The organism is Robbsia betulipollinis, from assembly GCF_026624755.1.
Taxonomy (GTDB): Bacteria; Pseudomonadota; Gammaproteobacteria; order Burkholderiales; family Burkholderiaceae; genus Robbsia; species Robbsia betulipollinis.
On sequence record NZ_JAPMXC010000010.1, the window covers coordinates 424051 to 445451 of the forward strand.

19 protein-coding genes are annotated in these 21401 nt (G+C 66.9%); 4 read left to right on the forward strand and 15 right to left on the reverse strand.

Translation table 11 applies throughout. The annotated features are described in order from the left end of the window. Positions 1–4: 4 nt before the first annotated feature. The 10 genes from treF to OVY01_RS19705 form a co-directional block, all read right to left on the reverse strand. Positions 5–1630: an alpha,alpha-trehalase TreF gene (gene treF, locus OVY01_RS19660; RefSeq protein WP_267849270.1), complete on the reverse strand. Its 1626-nt coding sequence runs from the start codon at positions 1628–1630 to the stop codon at positions 5–7. Positions 1631–1778: 148 nt separating this feature from the next. Continuing rightward, positions 1779–2132, reverse strand: a complete 354-nt coding sequence (locus OVY01_RS19665; protein WP_267849271.1) for a RidA family protein — start codon at positions 2130–2132, stop codon at positions 1779–1781. A gap of 107 nt (positions 2133–2239) precedes the next feature. Beyond that, the gene (locus tag OVY01_RS19670) at positions 2240–3337 is read right to left on the reverse strand and encodes an NAD(P)/FAD-dependent oxidoreductase (RefSeq protein ID WP_267849542.1); all 1098 of its coding nucleotides are present in this window, start codon (positions 3335–3337) and stop codon (positions 2240–2242) included. Between the two features lie 88 nt (positions 3338–3425). Beyond that, on the reverse strand, positions 3426–4820 hold the full coding sequence (locus OVY01_RS19675) for an FAD/NAD(P)-dependent oxidoreductase (RefSeq protein ID WP_267849272.1): 1395 nt from the start codon (positions 4818–4820) through the stop codon (positions 3426–3428). Then, a complete protein-coding gene (locus tag OVY01_RS19680) occupies positions 4810–5232 on the reverse strand; it encodes a (2Fe-2S)-binding protein (protein WP_267849273.1) in 423 nt (140 codons plus the stop codon). Before OVY01_RS19680 ends, OVY01_RS19675 begins: the two co-directional genes overlap by 11 nt. 105 nt (positions 5233–5337) lie before the next feature. Next, positions 5338–6459, reverse strand: a complete 1122-nt coding sequence (locus OVY01_RS19685; RefSeq protein ID WP_267849274.1) for an NAD(P)/FAD-dependent oxidoreductase — start codon at positions 6457–6459, stop codon at positions 5338–5340. Further along, complete coding sequence (locus tag OVY01_RS19690; RefSeq protein WP_267849275.1) at positions 6456–7253, reverse strand: ABC transporter permease; 798 nt, start codon at positions 7251–7253, stop codon at positions 6456–6458. Before OVY01_RS19690 ends, OVY01_RS19685 begins: the two co-directional genes overlap by 4 nt. Before the next feature lie 3 nt (positions 7254–7256). Next, positions 7257–8177 (reverse strand): ABC transporter permease, encoded by a 921-nt coding sequence (locus OVY01_RS19695; RefSeq protein ID WP_267849276.1) that lies wholly within the window; start codon positions 8175–8177, stop codon positions 7257–7259. Then, positions 8164–9264 carry an ABC transporter ATP-binding protein gene (locus OVY01_RS19700; RefSeq protein ID WP_267849277.1) on the reverse strand — a complete coding sequence of 367 codons (1101 nt, stop codon included), beginning with the start codon at positions 9262–9264 and terminating at the stop codon, positions 8164–8166. Before OVY01_RS19700 ends, OVY01_RS19695 begins: the two co-directional genes overlap by 14 nt. Positions 9265–9351: 87 nt before the next feature. Continuing rightward, the gene (locus OVY01_RS19705) at positions 9352–10467 is read right to left on the reverse strand and encodes an ABC transporter substrate-binding protein (protein ID WP_267849278.1); all 1116 of its coding nucleotides are present in this window, start codon (positions 10465–10467) and stop codon (positions 9352–9354) included. A 200-nt stretch (positions 10468–10667) separates the two neighbouring features. Here OVY01_RS19705 and OVY01_RS19710 point away from each other — a divergent pair, with 200 nt between their 5' ends. After that, positions 10668–11600, forward strand: a complete 933-nt coding sequence (locus OVY01_RS19710) for a LysR substrate-binding domain-containing protein (protein ID WP_267849279.1) — start codon at positions 10668–10670, stop codon at positions 11598–11600. 58 nt (positions 11601–11658) lie between these two features. On the opposite strand, the gene OVY01_RS19715 is transcribed toward OVY01_RS19710, so the two are convergent. Further along, the gene (locus OVY01_RS19715) at positions 11659–12399 is read right to left on the reverse strand and encodes an aldolase (RefSeq protein ID WP_267849280.1); all 741 of its coding nucleotides are present in this window, start codon (positions 12397–12399) and stop codon (positions 11659–11661) included. A gap of 441 nt (positions 12400–12840) precedes the next feature. Here OVY01_RS19715 and OVY01_RS19720 point away from each other — a divergent pair, with 441 nt between their 5' ends. Both OVY01_RS19720 and OVY01_RS19725 read left to right on the forward strand, forming a co-directional pair. Beyond that, a complete protein-coding gene (locus OVY01_RS19720) occupies positions 12841–14205 on the forward strand; it encodes a DUF1800 domain-containing protein (protein WP_267849543.1) in 1365 nt (454 codons plus the stop codon). 45 nt (positions 14206–14250) lie between these two features. Further along, positions 14251–15477 (forward strand): DUF1501 domain-containing protein, encoded by a 1227-nt coding sequence (locus OVY01_RS19725; protein WP_267849281.1) that lies wholly within the window; start codon positions 14251–14253, stop codon positions 15475–15477. A 13-nt stretch (positions 15478–15490) separates the two neighbouring features. Here OVY01_RS19725 and OVY01_RS19730 read toward each other — a convergent pair whose 3' ends face one another. After that, complete coding sequence (locus tag OVY01_RS19730; RefSeq protein ID WP_267849282.1) at positions 15491–15646, reverse strand: hypothetical protein; 156 nt, start codon at positions 15644–15646, stop codon at positions 15491–15493. 440 nt (positions 15647–16086) lie between these two features. Then, positions 16087–17568 carry a CoA-acylating methylmalonate-semialdehyde dehydrogenase gene (locus tag OVY01_RS19735; protein ID WP_267849544.1) on the reverse strand — a complete coding sequence of 494 codons (1482 nt, stop codon included), beginning with the start codon at positions 17566–17568 and terminating at the stop codon, positions 16087–16089. A 136-nt stretch (positions 17569–17704) separates the two neighbouring features. Between OVY01_RS19735 and OVY01_RS19740 the strand changes: the two genes are divergently transcribed. Further along, positions 17705–18655 (forward strand): LysR family transcriptional regulator, encoded by a 951-nt coding sequence (locus tag OVY01_RS19740; protein ID WP_267849283.1) that lies wholly within the window; start codon positions 17705–17707, stop codon positions 18653–18655. Here OVY01_RS19740 and OVY01_RS19745 read toward each other — a convergent pair. Together OVY01_RS19745 and OVY01_RS19750 are read right to left on the reverse strand one after the other, a co-directional pair. Then, a complete protein-coding gene (locus tag OVY01_RS19745; RefSeq protein ID WP_267849284.1) occupies positions 18644–20671 on the reverse strand; it encodes an FUSC family protein in 2028 nt (675 codons plus the stop codon). The genes OVY01_RS19740 and OVY01_RS19745 overlap by 12 nt on opposite strands. Before the next feature lie 301 nt (positions 20672–20972). Continuing rightward, complete coding sequence (locus OVY01_RS19750) at positions 20973–21368, reverse strand: hypothetical protein (protein WP_267849285.1); 396 nt, start codon at positions 21366–21368, stop codon at positions 20973–20975. Between the last annotated feature and the right edge of the window lie 33 nt (positions 21369–21401).

Here is a 21401-nt window from a genome sequence, read left to right on the forward strand (position 1 = left end):
CCAATCAGGAAACCGGTGCATCCTTTCCCGCCCGCTGCTGGTGGGCGCGGTGCGTCGGATGATCGTGCAGTAGTTTGCGCGTCACGCCATTGGTCCAGCCGAAGCCATCCTGCAAGGGGTACTCGCCACCGCCGCCGCCTGTCACGGCGGAAGCGTTGCCGGTGTCGAGCGCGTATTTCTCGACGAGCTTGCTTTCACGGCCATAGACGGCGCTGACGGTGTCCAGCCAGCGGTGCGCGATATCCCGGGAAAGCGCCTGCTGCCCATACCGCCACAGTCCCGTGATGGCGATCCACTGCAGCGGCGCCCAGCCGTTCGCGCGATCCCATTGCTGCGGGCTGGCCTGTTCCGTGGTCATCAGTCCACCCGCTGCCAGCAGGCGGGACGCGAGCGCGTCGGCGACGCGCTGCGCCTGCTGCGGATTCGCCATCGCGACGTACAACGGCGTGGCCGTGGCCGCGGTCACGATCCTGGCTTGTTCGTTGGTGCCGAAATCGAAGTCGACATAGGCACCCAGCGCCTCGCTCCACAGATAGCGGTCGACCGCAGCCTGGCGCGCCGCGGCTTTTTGACGAAACAGTGCGGCGGTGGCGGTGTCGCCACCGGCATCGCTGAGGCGTTCTATCTGCGTTTCCAGCTTGTAGAGAAAGCTGTTCAGATCGACCGGCAGAATCGCCGTCGTGCGGATCGTCGACAAATCGTTCGGGTCCCCCAGCCATCGCGAACTGAAATCCCAACCGGAAGCGGCACCGGCGCGCAAATCGCGATAGACGTCGCCGGCCGGACGCGACGAACGCCGCGCGGTCTCGACATCTTCCAGATAACCTTCCTCGCGAGGCGTGTCGCGGTCGTCCCAATAGCGGTTCAGATAGGCGCCATCCGGCAGTCGAACGACGTGCCGGCAGGCGCCGCCGGGATGGATCGTTTCCGCGCCGTCCATCCAGAACGCGTGCTCGCGCTTCAATTGCGGAAGATACCGGAGCGCGTGTTCGATACCCTGTTGTTCGAAAAAATCGATCATCAGCGCGAACACGGGCGGTTGCGACCGGCTCAGATAATAACTGCGGTTGCCATTGGGAACATGCCCGTAGGTGTCGATCAGGAAAGCGAAATTGTCGGCCATCGCGCGCAGCAGATGGGGGCGGTCGCTCTCGGCGAGACCGAGCATCGTGAAATACGAGTCCCAGTAATACATCTCCCCGAATCGGCCGCCGGGGACGACGTATTCGTAAGGTAGCGGCAGCAACGAGCCCTGCTTCGGATGTTGCGACGGGTCGCGTGTCAGCACGGGCCACAGACCATCGATATGCGCGACCATCGTCTGGTTCGGGTCGGATACGTAATGGCTGTGGACGACCTGTTCGTGCACGAAATGATCCGCGACGAACGTTTTCAAATCGAAATCGGCCTGATCTTTCCCGGCACGATAGCGCTCCAGTATCTCGGCGGGGTCGCGCAACGGGATGCAGTCGACGAACGTCTTGCTGTCCCCGAACACGCGGCCGCCCTGCACGGCGACGAACAACTCCTGATAGCGATCGGCCGGCGTCAGGACGTCCGCTGGCGCGACATGCTCGACCCCGGGTGCCTTGCCGCCTTTCGAAAGCGCTTCGTCGCTGGTATGGGTCATATTCTGTCCATTCTCTTAAATGTCGGTCCCGCGAGGTTTCCGGGGATGTCGCCAGCGCCGCGCGTCGAGTCGGCCCGATGACGCGTGCTTTTCAACCCAAAACATTATCAGAGAATGTCGAACGGTGAGGCCGCGGTGCGCGTATGGCTCAACCCAGCGCCGTCACCGTGATCTCCACCAGCAGATCCGGCGCGGCGAGCGCCGACTGGACCGTGGCGCGGGTCGGGGCGCAGCCGGGCGCGACCCACGCGTCCCAGACTTCGTTCATGCCGGCGAAATCGCGCGCGATGTCGGCCAGCCAGATCTGCGCGGAGACCAGACGGGTCTTGTCGATGCCGGCCTGCGCGAGGAAGCCGTCGATCTTGGCCAGCACCTGCTCGGTCTGGCCCTTGACGTCCAGCGTGCGGTCGCCCGCGGTCTGGCCGCCGACGAAGACCAGGCCGGCGGCCTTGACGACGCGGCTCATGCGCTGGTTGCTGTCGATGCGGATGATGTCGCTCATGGGTGTTGCTCCGTAGAAAAAAGAAAGAATGAACCGGCCAGCTGGCGCCGGTGGGGGCGGCGGACGGCACCGGGACGCATCGGTCCGTCGCCAGAAAGCGCCGGCCGTCAGGCCGGCACCGGAAAACGGTCGATCGCGAAGGCGTCCAGCGGCAACGATGCCTGGCCGTCCAGCACCAGTTCGGAGACGAGTTTGCCGCAGCCCGGACCGAGCTGGAAGCCACTGCCGCAATAACCGAAGGAATAGGTCAGGTTCGCGGCGCGACGGCTTTTCGAGATGACGGGCAGGCCATCGTCGATGAAGGCCTCGACGCCGGCCCACGCGCGGTTGATGCCCAGATGCCGCAGATGCGGAAACAGGTCGACCACCGTGTTCGCGCTTTTGACCAGACGCGCGAAGTCGACTTCGCCATGACGCGCGGGCAGGTCGGCGATGCCGATCAGCTTGCCGCCGATCACCACCGTGCCGTTGTCGAACTGTTTGAACGACAGCGGCCGGCCGGTGGCGCCCAGCGTGGCGCGGCAGAACGGGGCGGCCCGGTGCGTGACCATCAGCATCAGGCCTTCGGGATGCATCGGCACCGGCTCGCCCACCTGCGCGGCCAGTTCGCCGGCCCATGCGCCGGCGGTCACCACCAGATGCTGCGCGTCGAGGCGGCCCGCCGGCGTCTGCGCGAACCAGCGCGCGCCGCTTTGTTCGATCCGCGTAACGGGCGTACCTTCGTGGAACACCGCGCCGCGCGCCTGCGCGGCCCGGCGAAATGCGGCGGTGGCCCGAAACGGCAACGCGTAGCCGTCGTCCTCGACCCAGATCGCCCCGGTGACGTGCGGGGCGATCGCCGGTTCGAGCGCCAGCACGGTCTTGCGGTCGATGATCTTCTCGTGCGTGAAACCGTGCGTCTGGAGCAGGTCGACCCGCGCCTGGCATTCGGCGAGTTCGGCGTCGCTCTCGGCGATCTTCATCTGCCCGGACGGCACGAAGCCGGCGTCGTCACCGATCGTCTCGACGATGCGATGCCAGATCTCGCGCGACATCAGCGCGAGCGGAATTTCGGGAAGAGGACGGCCAAGCGTGCGCACGCCACCGGCATTGACGCCGGACGAATGACGTCCGACATAGTCCGCCTCCAGCACGATGACGCGCGCGCCGCGCTGCGCCAGATGGAAGGCGGTGCTGGCGCCATGCAGGCCGCCGCCGATCACGATGACGTCGGCGCCCGTGCCATGCGCGGCTTTCGCGGCGCCGCCGCTGGCGGCGTCGTTGGCCCGATCCGGGCGGGCGTGCGCCGCGGACCTATTCACCGGCGAGCTCCCCGAGCGTCAGCGGTTTGATCGGCGGCCGAATGCGGTAGTACCCGACTTCGGCGGGCGGCACGTCGCGCGCCTGCGCGATCACTTCGGTCACGGTCAGGCCGCACATCCGGCCCTGACAGGGGCCCATGCCGCAGCGGCCGAAGGACTTCGCCTGGTTCGGGCCGAGACAGCCCAGCCGGACATATTCGCGCAACTGGCCGGCGGTGACTTCCTCGCAGCGGCAGACGATCACATCGTCCTTCGGCACGCGGTTTTCCTGCCGCGGGCGATACAGGCTGTCGAGAAAGGGGCGGATGCGCAGCGCGCCCGCGAGCGCGGCGCGCAGCGGCGCGGCGTGCCGGTCGCGCGCGGCGGGATCGATCGCGCCGAGTTGCGCGGCCACCGCCAGCGCGGCGATCTCGCCCTGCAGCGCCGCGGCCTGCGCGCCGCCGATACCGCCGCCGTCGCCGGCGACGAAGATGCCGTCGGTATCGAGTTCGCCCCAGGCGTCGGTGTCCGGCGTGAAGCACAGTTGCGCGTCGTCCCAGCGGTGCCGGGCGCGCAGCGAGAGCGTGAACTGCGTGTTCGGCACGACGCCCTGGTGCAGCAGGATGACGTTCGCTGCGAGGCGGTAGGCCGCGCCGCCGATCGTGAAGCGCAGCGCGGCGGCGTGTTCGACACCGTCGGCGTCCCGCACGCCTTCGATGCGCAGGTCGTCGGCGGCTTCATACATCGGCACGCCCGCCTCGCGCAATGTGCGCATCAGTCGCAGGCCCTTGCTCAGGTAGGGCCAGGCGCGCAGTGCGGACAGCGTATGCCGTTTCGCCCGCCAGCGGTCTTCGTGCCGCGTGGTGTCGACCAGCGCGCGGATCGGCACCCCGGCACGCACATACTGCCAGCCGAGCAGATAGAGCAGCGGGCCGCAGCCCACCAGCACGGGCGGCTCGGCCGGCACCTCGCCGGCGCTTTTCAGCAGGATCTGCGCGGCGCCGGCGGTGAGCACGCCCGGCAGCGTCCAGCCCGGGATCGGAAACGGCCGCTCCAGCGCGCCGGTGGCGAGGATCACCCGCTGTGCGTCGAAGTTCGCCACCTTGCCGTCTTTGAGATAGTGGACCGAACGTTCCCGCGTCACCTGCCAGACCGAGGCGTGCGAAATATACCGCGCACCCGAGCTGGCGAATGCCTCGGCCAGCGCGGCACCGGCGGCATAGTCGGGTCCGAGGATCGCGCGCCGCTGTGGGCCGCTGCGCTCGATGGCGCGATAGATCTGGCCGCCCACGGCGTCCTGTTCGTCGAGCACGACCACCCGCAGGCCGGCCCGCGCGGCACGGGTGGCGGCGGCCAGACCCGCGGGGCCCGCGCCGATCACGACGACATCGATCGTTTCACTCAGCATCGCGTTGCTCCGGTGCCGCTGCCGGCACGTGAAAGGACGGGGGCAGGTCGCTGGCGCCTTCCTGCGAGCGGATTCGCATGCCGTCGACGACCGGGACCAGACAGCTTTGGCGGCTCGGCACGCCGTCGATCTCGACCAGACATTCGAAACAGGCGCCCATCATGCAATACGGTGCGCGCGCCGTCCCGGAAACGGGTGTCGCGCGAAACCGGCGCACGCCCGCGGCGAGCAGCGCCGCGGCGACCGAGCGGCCGCCCGGCACGGCAAGGGGCTGGTCGTTGAACCAGAGGGTGATGTCGGCGTCCGGAACAGCGTGTGCATCGGCATGCGCGTCGCCGGAGGCGGGCGCGCTCGCGTCGGCGGCAGCGGGACTGACGGCGGTCAGCACCTGGAACAGCGGTTTGGCGGTCATGGCTCGATTACCTTGTCTCAAAAATTTTCTGCTGCAAAATTTCCTGCTGCACATCGTCTTGCTGCGGGCATGCCGCCTGGATCGTTCCGTCTCGATCGTTCCGTCTCACGGACTTTGCAGAAATCGTCCACCGGGGAAGGCGGCGAGTTCGTCGGGCATGTCGCCCCCGACCACCCACGGCGCGATGCGCATCGCGTGCGCGGCGGCGAGCGTCACGCCGCTGTGGCAGGTGACGACGAACGCCCCCGGGTGCCGTGTCGATTGTTCGTAGATCGGAAAGCTGTCCGGGCTGTAGACGCGCAGCGCCGCCCACATGCGTACCAGGCGCACGTCCTTGAGCAGCGGAAAGGCGCGCAGGCCGCGGCGCGCGATCTCCGACAGCACGTCGGTGGTGGTGAAGTCGTCGAAGCCCGCTTCCTCCATCGAGTCGCCGAACTGCACCGAGCCTTCGTCGGTCTGCCGGACGTTGATCGTCGGATAGTTCAAAAAGGGCGCGACGCGCTCGCTGACCAGCACTTGGCCGCGGTTCGGCGCGACCGGCGCGTGCAGGCCGACCTGCGGCGCGAGTTCCCGGTTGCCGAGCCCCGCGGACAGCACGATGCGCGGCGCGCGCCAGACGCCGTGCTTGCCGTGCACGGCGAAACCGTTCCGCTCCGGGACGATGCGCCCGACATGCTCGTTGTTGACGAGCGTGACGCCGCGCTGCTGCATCGCGTCGTGCAGCGCACGCAGCAGCTTCAATGGGTTGACGTGCCCGTCCATGGGCGTGTAGCTCGCGCCCACCACTTCCGGGCCGATGGCCGGCAGGCGCTCGCGCACCGTCTTCGCGTTCATCAGTTCGTAGGGGTAATCGCCGCCGAGTTCGCGTTGCAGCGTCGACAGGCGCAATTCCCGGTCCGCCATCTCCTCGTCGGAGAAGCACAGGTAGAAGCCGCCGGGCTGCTTGAGCGCGACGTCGACGCCGGTCTCTTCGAGCAGATGCGCGGCCAGCCCCGGCCAGCGTTCGGCGGAACTGCGCGACCAGCGCGCATAGGGCGAGAGGCCATAGCCCTTGCCCTGGATCCAGACCAGCCCGAAGTTGCCGCGCGACGCGCGGAAACCGCCGTCGCCCTGGTCCAGCGCCGTCACCTTCGCGCCCTGTCGCGCGAGACCGTAGGCGACGGCGCTGCCGACCAGGCCGCCGCCGAGCACCAGCACGTCGGCGCTGCCGCCTGCGTTGCCTGTCATCGTGTTTCTCCAATCAGTATCCGGTCCAGTCCGACCATGCGGTCGAGAACCAGCATCAGGACGACCGTGCCGACGATCATGACGGTGGACACCGAGGCGACCAGCGGATCGATCGTCTGCGCGATCTGGTTGTACATCGCGACCGGCAGGGTGGTCGTGCCGGGCGTCGCGACGAAAATCGTCATCGTCAATTCATCGAAACTCTGGATGAAGGCGAGCACCCAGCCGCCGGCCACGCCGGTGCGGATCATCGGCAGCACGACGCGCCGGAAGGCGGTGAAGCGCGAGGCGCCGCACGAGAGCGCGGCGCGTTCGGCGTCGCGGTCGAGTCCGATCGCCGCCGACAGTACCAGCCGCAATGCATAAGGGAACACGATGATGACATGGGCCGCGGTCAGGGACCAGAACGAGCCGTTGACCCCCAGCAGCGACAGGAAGCGCAGGAAGGCGATGCCGAGCACCACCGCGGGGATCATCATCGGCGAGAGGAAGAAGCCCGTCAGCGCGCCGCGCCCGGGAAAGCGGTAGCGCGCGATCGCGAGCGCCGCGGGGACCGCCAGCAGTACGCCGACGGTGGCCGCCACCAGCGCGAGTCGGATCGACAGCCAGAACGCGTCGACGATCTCGGTATTGTCCAGGATCGCGCGGAACCAGCGTAGCGAGGCGCCGTCGAACGGCATCGCGATGAAGCCCTTGTCGGTAAAGGACACGGCGATGACGACGACGAGCGGCGCGGCGATGAACGCGAGAAACAGCGCGTTGTAGAGCAGGCCCCAGAAACCGTTCTGTCGCATGGCTTACTCGAAGATGTGCTTGAAGCGGCGCTCGGCGAGCCGGCTGCAGCCCATGACGATCGCGACGTTGGCGATCAGCAGCAGCACCGCGATCGTCGCGCCCAGCGGCCAGTTCAGGGTGCCGAGGAATTCGTCGTAGGCGGCGGTAGCCACCACCTTCAGGCGGCGCCCGCCGATCAGCGCGGGGGTGGCGAAGGCCGATGCCGACAGCGCGAAGACGATGATCGATCCGGACAGCACGCCCGGCAGGATCTGCGGCAGCACGACGCGCCACAGCACCCGCAACGGCGAGCCGCCCAGCGACATGCCCGCCCATTCGACCTGCGGGTCGAGCTTTTGCAGCGTGGCCCACACCGACATCACCATGAAGGGCACGAGCACATGGGTGAGTGCGATCACGACGCCGGTCATGGTGAAGACCAGCCGCACCGGTTCCGACGTGATGTGCAATGCCTGCAACGCGCCATTGAGCACGCCGTTGTTGCCGAGCAGGATCTGCCAGCCCAGGGTGCGCACCACCACCGAGATCAACAGCGGCCCGAGTACGATCAGCAGGCAGATCGACTGCCAGGGGCGCTTCATGCGCGCCAGCACGATCGTTTCCGGCACGCCGAGGACGACGCTCAATGCGGTGACCGCGAGCGCGAGACCGGCGGTTCGGGCGAAGATCGTCGCGTAATAGGGGTCCGTCAGAACCGCCGCGTAATGCTTCAGGGTAAAGCCGGCCGTGGTGCCCTGGCTGCCGTCGAACACATGAAACGACAGCACCACGGTCAGCAGCAAGGGCACGAGCAGGAGCGCGCAGAACAGCAGCAGCGCCGGGGCCGACAGCAGCCAGGGGGCGGCGCCGGCGCGATCGGCGTCGGAACCGGCACCGGTATTGTGGCCGGGGGAGGGATTGGCGCGGGTGCTAGGACTGGCCATGAGCGGGCTCCCGTTCCAGCACGCGCAGATCGTCGTCCGCCCAGCGGATGCCGACGACATCGCCTTCCTCGGGTGGTGGCACGCCATTGTTGGGACGCGCCAGCGCGAAGGCGCCCAGCGGGGTGTCGACCTGCAGTAGCCACTGGTTGCCGACGAAGACGCGGGTGACGATGCGCCCCCGGGTGCGTGCCGCCTGTGCTGCGAGTCCGTTGTTCGCGTCGTTCGCGAGGTGCACCTTCTCCGGGCGGATATAGACGGTGACGGCACCCTGCACCCGGCGCCCTTCGTGCGGCACGGCCAGCAGCGTCCCCTCGTGATCGAGCGTGACTTCCGCGCAGCGCGCGTTGCGGCGCAGCACGGTGCCGGCGAGCGTGTTGGTCTTGCCGAGAAAGGTCGACGCGAACGGCGTGCGCGGCCGCTCGTAGGCTTCGAACGGCGTGCTGAGCTGGGCGATCGTGCCGCGGTGCATCACGGCGATGCGGTCGCTCATGGTCATCGCTTCCACCTGGTCGTGGGTGACGAGGATCGTGGTGATGCCCAGGCGGCGCTGGATCGCGCGCAATTCGATATGCATCTCCTCGCGCAGTTTCGCATCGAGGTTCGACATGGGTTCGTCGAGCAGCAGCAATTCGGGCCGCATCGCCAATGCCCGGGCGATCGCCACGCGCTGGCGCTGGCCGCCCGACAGTTCCTTCGGATAGCGCCCGCCCAGGCCGCCCAGCCGCACCAGATCGAGCGCCTCGGCGACGCGATCGGCGCGCTGCGCGCGTTTCACCTTCTGCATTTCCAGACCGAACCCGACGTTGCCGTCGACCGTCATGTGCGGAAACAGCGCATAGCTCTGGAACACCACGCCCATGCCGCGTTTCTCGGGCCGTTCCTGCGTGATGTCGCGCCCGTCGAGCAGGATGCGGCCGGTCGTGGGCGCGACGAAGCCGGCGATCATCTGCAGGGTGGTGGTCTTGCCGCAGCCGGACGGCCCGAGCAGCGACAGAAACTCGCCGCGCTCGACGTCCAGGTCGATCTGCTCGATGGCGGTGAAGTCGCCATAGCGCTTGGAGATTCCCTTGAGTGTCAGGAATGTCATGTGCGTCGCCTCATCGGGACTGCTTCATCGGGACTGCTTCATCGGGACTGCTTCAGCGGGTTCGCTTCGTCGAAATCATGCGTGCGATCACCGCTCGACGGTGCGGTTCCAGCGCTCGGTCCATTCCTGACGGTGCTGGTTGATCGTCGTCCAGTCGACGCCGATCAACTTGGCGACCTGTTCCGGGCCGTACGGCACGCGCGCGGCGATCTCGGGCGGGAGCTTGACGGTCTTGTTCACCGGACCCAGGCCGCTTGCCTGCGCTTCGAGCACCTGGACCTCCGGACTCAGCAGATACTGGATGAATTGCTGCGACAGCGCCGGTTGCGCGTTCTCCACCACCGGGCAGGCGGCCACCTGCAGCGCGACGCCGCCTTCCTTTGGATAAAAGAACTTCAGCGGAAAGCCGGTGTTCTGCAGCGCGACGGCGCGTCCGCTGCCGTACGGCGCGATGATCACGTCGCCGCTTTGCATCAGGCTGTCCATCTCGCCCGGCGTCGATGGCCAGGACAGCACGTTCGGCGCCACCTGCCTGGTCATCGCCGTGAAGCCCGGATCGATGTTTTTCTCGCCGCCGCCGTTCATGCGTGCGAGCATCACGAGCGCATGCAGGCCGTAGGTGTTGGTGATCGGCGGCATGCCGAGCTTGCCCTTGATGCGCGGGTCCGCGAGCGCCTGCCACGAGTCGGGCGCGGGCAGACCCATTTTCTTGAAGGCGTCCGCGTTGTAGCCGATGCCGGTCGCGACCATGCCGACGCCGACGGCGGTCGGTCCCAGGCGTGCCAGCGGATACAGATCCTTCATCACCGGCGCCTCGTCGACCTTCGCGCACAGGCCCATCTGCATCGCCTGATACATCGGACCGTCGTCCATGACCGCGACGTTGATCTGTTCGTGACCCTTTTGCGCCTGGAGCTTCGCCAGCGTATCGCTCGAATTGCCGGCGACGTAGACGATCTTCACGGCATGCGCCTTTTCGAAGACCGGGATGATCTTCTGGCGGAACAACTGCTCGCTCGACCCGCCGACATTCGCCACGTAGAGCGTCGCCTCGGCGTGCGCAAACGTCGGCCCAAGCAGCGCGCCCGCGCAGGCAAGCGCGGCGAGCAGCGGACGCAGCGCCGTATGCGGTGACCGCGGCGATGACCGCGGCGAGGAACCCACAAGGGATGACGCGCGACGGGTCTGCCGAGATGCTTTCATGAACGGAATTCTCCAGACGATGCCGGTTCGGGTTGGACGGGTGGGGCTTTCGAGGAAAGTGTGGCTTTTGCGATGCATATCGTCCAATACGAATAAAATAGCAATCGATACCGCAGTGATATGGGTTGGAACCAGGGGGTGGGAACCGCGGTGACGAAGTGCGCCGATTGAACAGCGGGGTCCAGCGAGAGACGGCAGCGATGAATCTGAAACACATAGAAGCGTTTCGTGCGGTGATGGTGGCGGGATCGATGACGGCGGCCGCGCGGGAGTTGTTCACGTCCCAGCCGAACGTCAGCCGCCTGATCACGCAGCTCGAGCGCGACACCGGCTTGCTGCTGTTTCAGCGCAGCGGCGTGCGGCTGATTCCCACCAGCGAGGGCAACGCGTTTTTCCGGGAAGTGGAGCGGGCCTTCGTGGGGCTGCAGGGGCTGGCGTCGGCGGCCGAGCAGATCCGCAACCTCGGCAGCGGCCGCCTGCGGATCGCGGCGATGCCGTCGGCCGGGATGACGCTGGTGCCGCACGCGATCAAGCGTTTTCAGGATACCCACCCGGGGGTGACGGTGTCGCTGCACGTCAACGCGTCGGGGACGGTCAACCACTGGACGGCGTCGCAGTTCTGCGATCTCGGGCTGGCGGTGTACACCAGCGAGACGTCGGCATGCGACGTCGAACTGCTGGCGCAATCTCCCGCGGTCTGCGTGCTGCCGGCCACGCACCGGCTCGCGAAACGCGCGTGGTTGAAGCCGCAGGACTTCGCCGGCGAGCGTTTCGTGTCGCTGTGCAACGGCGACGGCACGCGGGCGTTGATGGACGACGTCTTCGCGCGTGCCGGAGTGGAGCGGGTGCTGGCGATCGAGGCGCAATACACGGCGATCTGTTGCGAGATGGTGCGCTGCGGGATGGGGATGACGTTGTCGCATCCGATCGTCGCGCGCGATTTCGCCGGCCCGGATATCGCGATCCGGCCATTCCGGCCGTCGATCCTGTTTCCGATCTATCTGCTGTTCCCTCCGCACCAGCCGCGTACCCGGTTGAGCGTCGAATTCGTCGATCTGCTGCGCGACGAGCACGATGCGGCATTGCGCCAACTCGAAGGTTTGTTGCGGCCGGCGGGGGCCGGCGGCCGCTGAGCGCGCGCCTCCGGTTTGCCTGTCGGCGCCCTGCGCGGGGCGCCGCACAGGGCCGGGGTCAGGCGTCGCCCAGCGTGCGTTTCAGGGCCGCGAAGAACAGTTCGCCCTGCAGGCGTTCGCCATGCATCTCGGCCGCGACGCGCGCGGCGAGTTCGGGCGGGTTCGACCGCACTTCCAGGCCGGTGGAGCGCGCCAGCACTTCCGCGGCGCACGCGCGCTCGAGAAAATACAGATCGTCGTAGGTGTGATCGAGGCGATCGCCGCAGACCACCACGCCATGGCTGCCCAGAAAAACGATATCGGCACCGTGCATGGCGCGGGCGATGCGCTCGCCCTCGGCCGCATCGAGCGCCAGGCCGTTGTAGGTGTCATCGATCGCGATGCGTCCGTGAAACCGCATCGCGTTCTGCGACAGCGTCGTGTCGGGTCCGCGCTGCCGCGTCAGGGTCAGCGCCGTCGCGTATGGCATATGGGTATGCATCACGCAGGCCTTGCCGGCGAGCCGATGGATGCCCGCATGGATGAACATCGCCGTGCTTTCGACCGGATGACGGCCGTAGCGCTTCGCGCCGTGCGCATCCACCAGCACGATGTCGTCGCCACGCACTTCGTGCCACATCAAACCGCGCGGGTTCAGCAGGAAAAGATCGGGATGGTCGGGCAGCGCGACGCTGAAATGATTGCAGACCCCCTCGCCCAGCCCATGGTGCGCGGCGGCGCGCAGCGCGAAGGCGAGATCGTGACGCAGGGCGGCAACCGGTGCGGCGTCGAAAAGGGCGAGAGCAGCATCGGGATGCATCCCATTCTCCGTGGTGTCGTGGGTCCGAGGGGGTAAGGCGAAAGAACGATGAAAGCCGCACGCGCGCACGCATTGGGGCGGCGCCATCTTAACATTCCTCACAAACCGTTACACGAAGGCCGCCACGAATGACGCGGGAAGCGGTTTAATGAGATGTCGATTCCCCGATCCGGCATCATGCGACTTCCGATCTCCAAGCGGTTTTCCGGCATCCTGTACATCGTCGCATCCCTGCATGCGTGCCGGCGTTCACGCCACCGTCTGCATCGTCCGCGAATGCTGACGGGCCTGGCGGTCCTGCTCGTCGCATCGCTGTGCGCGACGGCGTCCGCACGCAGTTTGCCCGATGGCCAGGCGGCGCGTTCCGGCGGGAGCGCGGCGGCGGGGGCGAGCACCGGAGCCGACGCCGCGCGTGCGGCGAATACCGATGACGGCCGCATCATGAACGGCGACGACACGCGGTTTCTGCTCACGCGCACCGGATTCGCCCCCGACCGTCAGGAAGTCGCGAACGACATTGGCCTCACACGCGCCCAGGCCGTCGACCGGTTGCTGGCGGCCGGCCGCACCACGGCCTTCACGCCGCCGCCGGACTGGGCGTTTGCCTCGTTGCCGCTTCCGCAGGACAGACAACGCGATACTCCCGAGCAACGTCGCGCCGAGCAGCGCCTGCGGGGTCAGCGCTATGCCCAGGCACGTGCGTGGTGGGCGGGAGAGATGGCGCTCACGCCCTCCCCGCTGACGGAGCGCATGACGCTTTTCTGGCACAACCATTTCGTCTCCGGTCAGGACAAGGTGCCCTGGCCGCAACTCATGCTGGCGCAAAACGCACTGTTGCGGCGCGAGGCGCTGGGCAATTTCGGCGCGATGCTGCACGACGTCGCGCGCGACCCGGCGATGCTGCGTTATCTCGACGGCGCCAGCAACCGCAAGGGCCATCCGAACGAAAACTTCGCCCGCGAGGTGATGGAATTGTTCACCCTGGGCGAAGGGCATTACACGCAGCAGGACGTGGCCGAATCCGCGCGCGCCTACACCGGCTGGAGTCTCGACGCGCAGCAACGTTACGTCTGGAAGCCTGCGCTGCACGACGCGGGCATCAAGACCGTGCTGGGGCGTACCGGCGCATTCGACGGCGACCAGATGCTCGACGTGCTGCTCGACCGGCCCGAAACGGCCCGTTTCGTCACGGCGAAGTTATGGCGGGAGTTCATTTCCGATACGCCGGACCCGGTGCAGGTGGCGCGCATCGCCGATGGGTTCCGGGCATCGCACTACGACATCCGCACCGTTCTGCGCGCGATTTTCCTGTCCGACGATTTCTGGGCACAGGAAGGGCAGGCCACGCTGGCCCGTTCGCCGGTGAGTTTCGTGATCGGCACGATCAGGGCGTTCGACGTCCGTTACGACACCCCGCAGTTGCTTGCCGACACGATCCGCGGGCTGGGCGAGGATCTGTTCGAGCCGCCCAACGTCAAGGGCTGGCCGGGCGGTCAGGCCTGGATCAACAGTTCGACGCTGCTTGCGCGCGAGCGGTTCGTGGCGCTGCTGTTTCGGTCCTCGGGTACGGGCAGGCCGACGCTGCCGCGTGCGGCCATGGCCGGCACGGGCGGGCTGCATTTCGATCCCGCCGTCTGGCTCGCCGCCTATGGCGCGTCGCCCACGGCGGTGCCCGACGCGGTGGTACGCCGGCGCATGATCCGCGCGGTGCTGCCCACCCATCCGATCGAACCCGTCGAGGACGACGGAACCGGCAGCGCGTTCCTGCAGGGCTTGCTGGCGGACCCGGTGTATCAACTCGAATGACGGCCGCCGCGCGCGCCGCGCCTGGCTTACTCAGGAATCTCGACCATGAAACGACGTGATGTGCTTCTGACGTGCGCGGCGGCGCTGGGTGTGGGCTGGGCGGGGACGGGTTGGGCCGCGCGGACGGCCCTGGCGACAGGGGCCGGCCTGGCACCGCGTTACGACCGTCTGCTGATTCTGATCGAGCTCAAGGGCGGCAATGACGGCCTCAACACCGTCATTCCGTATGCCGATCCCGCCTACGCGCGCCTGCGTCCCACCATCGGCATCGCCCGCGACGCGGTCATTTCGCTGGACGAGCGCACGGGACTGCATCCGGCGATGCGCGCCTTGCTGCCGCTGTGGGAGGACCGACAGCTCGCGATCGTGCAGGGCGTCAGCTATCCTTCCCCCAATCTTTCGCATTTCCGGTCGATCGAAATCTGGGATACCGCCTCGGCCGCGGACGAGTATCTGCGCGCCGGGTGGTTGTCGCGCGCGTTCGCGCAGCAGCCGGTGCCACCGGGTTTCGCGGCCGACGCGGTGGTGATCGGCAGCGCCGAGATGGGGCCGCTTGGCAACGGCGCGCGCGCGATCGCGCTCGTCAATCCGGCGCAGTTCATGCGCGATGCGCATTTGACGCGGCTGGTGAACACGCACGGCGACAACCCGGAGATGGCGCATATTCTCGACGTGCAGCGCGACATCACGCGGGCGGCGGACCGACTGCGCCCCAGCGGCGCGCAACGTATCCTGAAAACGGGCTTTCCCGCCGGCCAGTTCGGCAACGCGGTCAAAACGGCGATGCAGGTCGTCGCCGCCACCGATGAGGGTGCCGCCGGACAGCCGCCGGGCGCAAGCGCCGGCGTTCCGGTGCTCAAAATCACCCTCAACGGTTTCGATACCCACCACGATCAACCGGGGCAGCAGGAAGCCTTGCTGCGCCAGTTCGCCGAAGGCATGGCGGCGATGCGCGGTGCGCTGGTCGAAATGAACCGGTGGGATTCGACCCTCGTCATGACCTATGCGGAGTTCGGACGGCGCGCGCGCGAAAACGACAGCCGCGGCACCGATCACGGCACCGTCGCACCGCATTTCGTGGCTGGCGGCGCGGTGGCGGGCGGTCTTTACGGCATGCCTCCCGCGCTGAGCCAACTGGATGGCAACGGCAATCTGCCGACAGGCGTCGATTTCCGCTCGCTCTACGCCACCGTCCTCGACCACTGGTGGGGCGTGGACGCGCGACGCGTCCTGAATCAGCGGTTCCCGACGCTGCCCCTGTTGCGGGTGTGAGACCGGCGAGTCGTCACGCAAGGTCGCGGTGCATCACACCTTCCTTTTCCCACGATGCGCCGAATGCCTCGGGATGGGCGCGTAGCCCTTCCGGACGGAGCCTGCGAAAGTCGTCGGCATCCCCGGCATTCAGGCGCCGCAGGATAGGAGACGGTTGAGTCTGGTTCACGAGGCGATCCGTGTCCGAAAGCCGCCAGACGGTTCCGGAAAGACGCATGACCGCGCCGGGTGCAGGCTATCTCATATATAAAAATTATCAATTATCCGAGATCGATAGTATCGAATATGATGCCTTCATCGACACTTTCACGGAAGACCATCATGACGCCATTTCCCGCTTATCTCGGTTCCTCGGCCATTGGCACTGCCGGTCCGCGGCGCTGGTCATTGCTGCGCGGCATGGTGACGCGGGGCCTCTCGCGGCTGGCACTGGCGCTCTGAAGCGTCGCGCACCGCCCGGACGGATAATGAGAGGCTGATCGCCAGGTCGGTCGAAATCGGCGGCGCCTTCGGTGGCGGTCCGCACCCGCGCCGCGCCTTGGCGCATGATTCCGGCAGCCTCCGGCATGCGCACCCCGGCGTTCAACCGGAATGCGTGGCGTCAGACGGTCATTTGGAGAACGGCATGGCGAACTCGGCGCCCTTGCCGATGCTCTCCGGCCAGCGCTGCAGGATCGACTTTTGTTTCGTGTAAAAGCGGACGCCTTCCTCGCCGTAGGCATGCATGTCGCCGAACAGGCTGCGTTTCCAACCGCCGAAACCGTGCCATGCCATGGGAACCGGAATGGGCACGTTGATGCCCACCATGCCTACCTGGATCTGCCGCCCGAATTCCCGAGCGACATTGCCGTCGCGGGTATAGCACGCGACGCCGTTGCCGAACTCGTGACGGTTGACGAGTTCCACCGCCTCGGCGAAATCCCTGACGCGCACGCACGCCAGAACCGGGCCGAAAATCTCCTCTTTATAAATCCGCATTTCCGGCGTGACATGGTCGAACAGCGTGCCGCCGGTGAAGAAACCGCCTTCGCGGCCCGCCACCTTCAGTCCGCGGCCATCGACGACAAGCTGCGCACCTTCTTCCACGCCGATTCCGATATATCCCTCGATGCGTTCGAGGGCCTGTCCGGTCACCACGGGTCCCATTTCCGCGTCGGGTTCCATGCCGTCCTTGATCACCAGCTGGCGCGCGCGTTCCGCAAGACGCGGAACGATCTGGTCGGCAACGTCGCCGACCAGGACCGCCACCGAGATCGCCATGCAGCGTTCTCCGGCCGACCCATAGCCGGCACCGATCAAGCCGTCGATCGCCTGGTCCAGGTCGGCATCGGGCATCACGACCATATGATTCTTCGCGCCGCCCAAGGCTTGCACGCGCTTGCCGTTCCTGGCTCCGGTTTCGTAGATATAGTTCGCGATCGGCGTCGAGCCGACGAAACTCACCGCCTGCACATCGGGGTGTTGCAGGAGGGCGTCGACCACCGTTTTATCGCCCTGCACGACATTGAAGACGCCGTCGGGGAGGCCGGCTTCCCTGAGCAATCGCGCCATGAAAATTCCGGCGGACGGGTCGCGCTCGCTGGGCTTCAGAATGAAGGTGTTGCCGGCGGCGATGGCTACCGGATACATCCAGCACGGTACCATGCAGGGAAAATTGAACGGCGTGATGCCGGCGACCACGCCAAGGGGCTGGCGGACCGTCCAGTTGTCCATTCCGGTGGAGACTTGCTCGGTGTAGTCGCCCTTCAACAGCTGCGGGATGCCGCATGCGAACTCGATGACGTCGATGCCGCGGGCCACCTCGCCCTGCGCGTCGGAAAATACCTTGCCGTGTTCCGCCGTGATGATGGCGGCCAATTCGTCCTTGTGCCGGTTCATCAACTCGAGGAATGCGAACATGACACGCGCGCGGCGGATGGGCGGTACGTTGGCCCACTTCGGGAAAGCCGCTTTCGCGGCCGCGACGGCAGCCTCGACGTCGGCGATCTCGCCAAGCAAAAGTCGACGCGGTGATTGGCCCGTCGCGGGATTGAAGACAGGTTGCGTCCGCGAGCCTGAACCACGCACCTCGGCGCCGCCGATGAAATGCATGACATCGGACGTTTCTTGATAACTTTGCACGTGACACCTCGCCGGTTGACTGTTCGGTAGGGGTAGTCTATGGCGGAAGAACCGCACCGGAAAGCGGTGCTTTCAAAACTAATTGTTTTCCCTGGTGAACAATTGCATGAATGAGATCCGCAGCGTCGAAGGTTTATGGTTCCATCTCCACTGGCTCGTCGTACTCAGCGAGCAGGGATCATATACGCGGGCTGCCGCGCGGTTGAATGTCAGCAAAGCTGCCATGAGCCAGAAAATCGCCGAGTTGGAACGCGTCGCGGGCATCGCGCTCGTGCAACGAACGACCCGCAGCGTGCGCTTCACCGATGCCGGGGAACGTTTGGTCGAAAGCACGCGATTGCAGTTCGAAGAAATCGCATCCAATTTTCTGAATGTGCGGGAGATGGCCGGCGTGGCGCGTGGTCTGATAAGAGTGACCGCGCCGGTCGCATTCGCCCGTCAGCAGCTGGTGCCGAGGATGGCGCCGTTTCTAAGGGACAATCCCGAGGTCAAGGTGGAATTGGAAGTCTCGGATCGGCTCAGTGCCATTTCCACGGAGGGATTCGATCTGGCGATCCGCCACAGCGCGCATGTTCCCGATACGCATGTCGCCCTGAAGCTTTGCGAGACGAAATCCGTGATTGTCGCCACCCGGGAATACCTCGAGAGAAAGGGACGTCCCGAGCATCCCGGGGATTTGGCGCGGCACGACTGCCTGTTTTACCTGCGTGCGCGCGGGCCCGCCGAATGGGCCTTCCGATCGAATGCGGAAAAACGGACGCCGGAGCCGGTGCAGGTGGTGAAAGTCGACGGCGCATTTGCCGCGAACAACAGCGAATCGCTACGGGATGCCGCGCTCGACGGTCTCGGCATCGCGCTGCTGCCGGATTTCACCGCGCAGACGGCGGTACAGGATGGCCGGCTGGAAATATTGCTCGATGACTGGCATCCAACCAATGCTTTTGCCGATCAGTTATTCGTCGTGCGGCCTTACGCGGCACAGGTCCCGAGAGCCATCGATCTGTTTACAACCTATCTTCGTGAAAAATTCGTCGGCGGTTTTCCGTTACGCCGATGAACCCCGCGGTGGGGAGCGGTCCGCTGGCCGCCATACGCGCTTCGGCATGAACCCCGGCCACCTGACCGGCCATTTGCCCGATGACGTCGCCGATATGCGCGCCAAACGTTCGGCCAGTTGCCGCGTCGCGCCGTCCAGTTGCGCCAGCGCCGGCGACGTGTCTGCGGGTAGGGCGTCGATAGGCGTTTCGCTGGATGCGCTCACGGTGGCCAGCCTGTTTCGACCCACTGCGTCCGCGCCGCCTTCCGGGGAAGATCCCGCTGTGCCGTTATCCGCCGCATGGACCTCGATCAAGACATCCAGCCGATGCATGATTGCGTCGAGGTGTTCGCGCTGCCGGTCGCGCGCGTTCGCATCCGTCGCCCCCGCCGTTCCCGCCGTTCCCGCTGTCGCGAGCCGGCTCAGTTCCCGCGCCGCGTGCAGACAGGCGAACAAGGAACCCAGCGCCAGTTCGTGCCCGGGATTCCAGGCGAAGACCCGCTGCGTCTGAAACGGCCGCCATGCAACACGCAGGTCATGCCAGCTGCGGTCCAGCCGGCGCATCGCCGTGCCAGGAGTGTCCGGCGTGGCCTGAGGTGCGCCGGTGCTTGCCTGGAGGCTCATGCGCAGGGCACGCAACACCGCCAGCAAACGGGTTTCGATATGACGCGTCGCCGTGAGCGGCATCAGCACGAAGGCGACGGCGAACGACACCAGACAGCCGGTCAGCACTTCCTCGATGCGCGCGGTCACCAGCGGCCGGATCGCGAAGCCCAGTTCGGCGTACACGAGTCCCACCAGCACGGTGATGAAAAAGACGCCGCGGGAATAGGCATGGAGGATGGTATAGGCCCAGCCGAACACGCAAAGCACCATGACCAGGACCATCAGGACAGGTGTGGCATGCAGGGCCGTCGCCAAAAGGACGCTGGTCAGCGCGCCTGCCAGCGTGCCGGCCAATCGTTCCATGCCGCGGTAAAGGGTATCGGCGCGGGACCGCGTGCCCAGGAACACGACGAAGGTGGTGATGACCGCCCAGAACCAGCGTTCGGGCGAGAGCGCATGACCGATCGCCATGGCGATCACCGCGGCGCTTGCAGCCCGCAGCGCGTGGCGCCAGGCGAGCCGGGCCTGCAGGTCGGCCCAGCGTAGCCGCGCGGGGGCGTGGCGCGTAACCGGCGCGAGCGCGGGCGCGTCCCATAGGCGTTCACCCGCGTCGAGACGCGCGATCGCCCGTGCCAGGCGCTCGACGCCGGCCTCGACCGCTGCCGTTGCCGAAGCCGAAGCCGAAGCCAGCTGACCGGCGGCGACTTCGAGTTCCACCAGCCGTTCGCGTATCGGTAGCGCGTCCGCTTCGCCGAGCAGGGAAAGATGTTCCTCGACGGCGAGCGCCGCTTCGTTGAGCGCCGACAGGGGCACGTCGAGCGCGGCATCGGGCGCGGTGCGATGCAGCGCCAGTACCCGGCGCGCACGCAATGTGACGGTGCGCAGCGCCAGCCGGCGCATGCGCGCCGGATGGGCGGGCAGGATCAAGCGTCCGACCAGCGACACCACGACCGGGCCGGAGACGGACAGCGCGAGCATGGTGAGCGCCTGCGCCGGCGCGGGATGCAGGTACAGACCCAGGTAAAAGGTCACGAAGCCGGTCATCGCGCAACCGAGCGCACGCGGGCCGCAGGCCTGGCAGAGAATGCCGACGAACAGAATCGCGACGAAGCCGAGATCGGCGAGGCGGGCATGCGGCGCCAGCAGCGACGCCAGCGCGAAACTCGCGGAACTGCACAGATAAAGGGAGAGCAGGGAAGCGTACCAGCCGGCACGGCGCGGTTCGCGGATGAAGAGCGGCGCGATCATCGCGAACAGCATGCCGAGCGCGGCGAGCGTGGGCGGTTGCCGGTGCAGCACGGTCCAGCCGATGCCGAGCGCCCCCGTCGAGGCGCAGCCCAACGCCGAGCGAAAGGCCGTGCGCAGTCGTACGAGGCCGGGGTCCACCAACCGCAAACGGTCGGCGACGCGCGAGAACGCGACAATGATCATGATCGATGATTCCAGTCCTGGCGCGCGTTTCCCGCTTGTGACGGAAAACGCGCGCGGCGGCCATGCCGCCTTTTTTCGACGAGCGCCGCCCGCGCCGCCCGCCGGGATCACCGGTGGCGTGCGCGAGGCGACGGTAAGTACCGCGTGCTACGTATTGCTGTCTCTTCTACTGATGGGTTCGCCCGTGGCGGCATGCATGCATGCGGCGGCAGGGCGGGGTCGCGACGACGCCATCACCCGTGCGGGCGGGACATGACGGGCATGATAGCGGGAAAAAAATGACCAGGGAGCAGGCAGTGGTCTACAGCGCACAGCGGGCGATCGCGAAGCGCACATCCGGCTCGATCGCATCGCCGCCGCCGCCGCGATGTGCGGCGATCAGCGTGCCCTCGCGCGACGGCGAGACATCGATCAGCCATGCGCGCCCGGACACCCGCACTTCCTCGCCGTCTCCCGCGGGCCCGGGACCCAGTTGGGTGTCCGGCAGGCGTCGCGCGAGACAGGCGGCGAGCCCCTCGGGCGCCTGGCGCGACTGCAGGTAGATGGTGGGGGCCGACGCCCGCATCGCCGGCGCGCTCGTCGACGAGCAGGCCGCGAGCACCATGCAGGCGCCGGCCAGCGCGGCGGCCAGCGTCCGCGAGGCGCGGCGGTTGACGGCGGGGGGCGACGATGGCCTTGGCGAGGAGGGTATCGACACGATGGCGCGGGACCGATAAAAGGAAAGCACGGG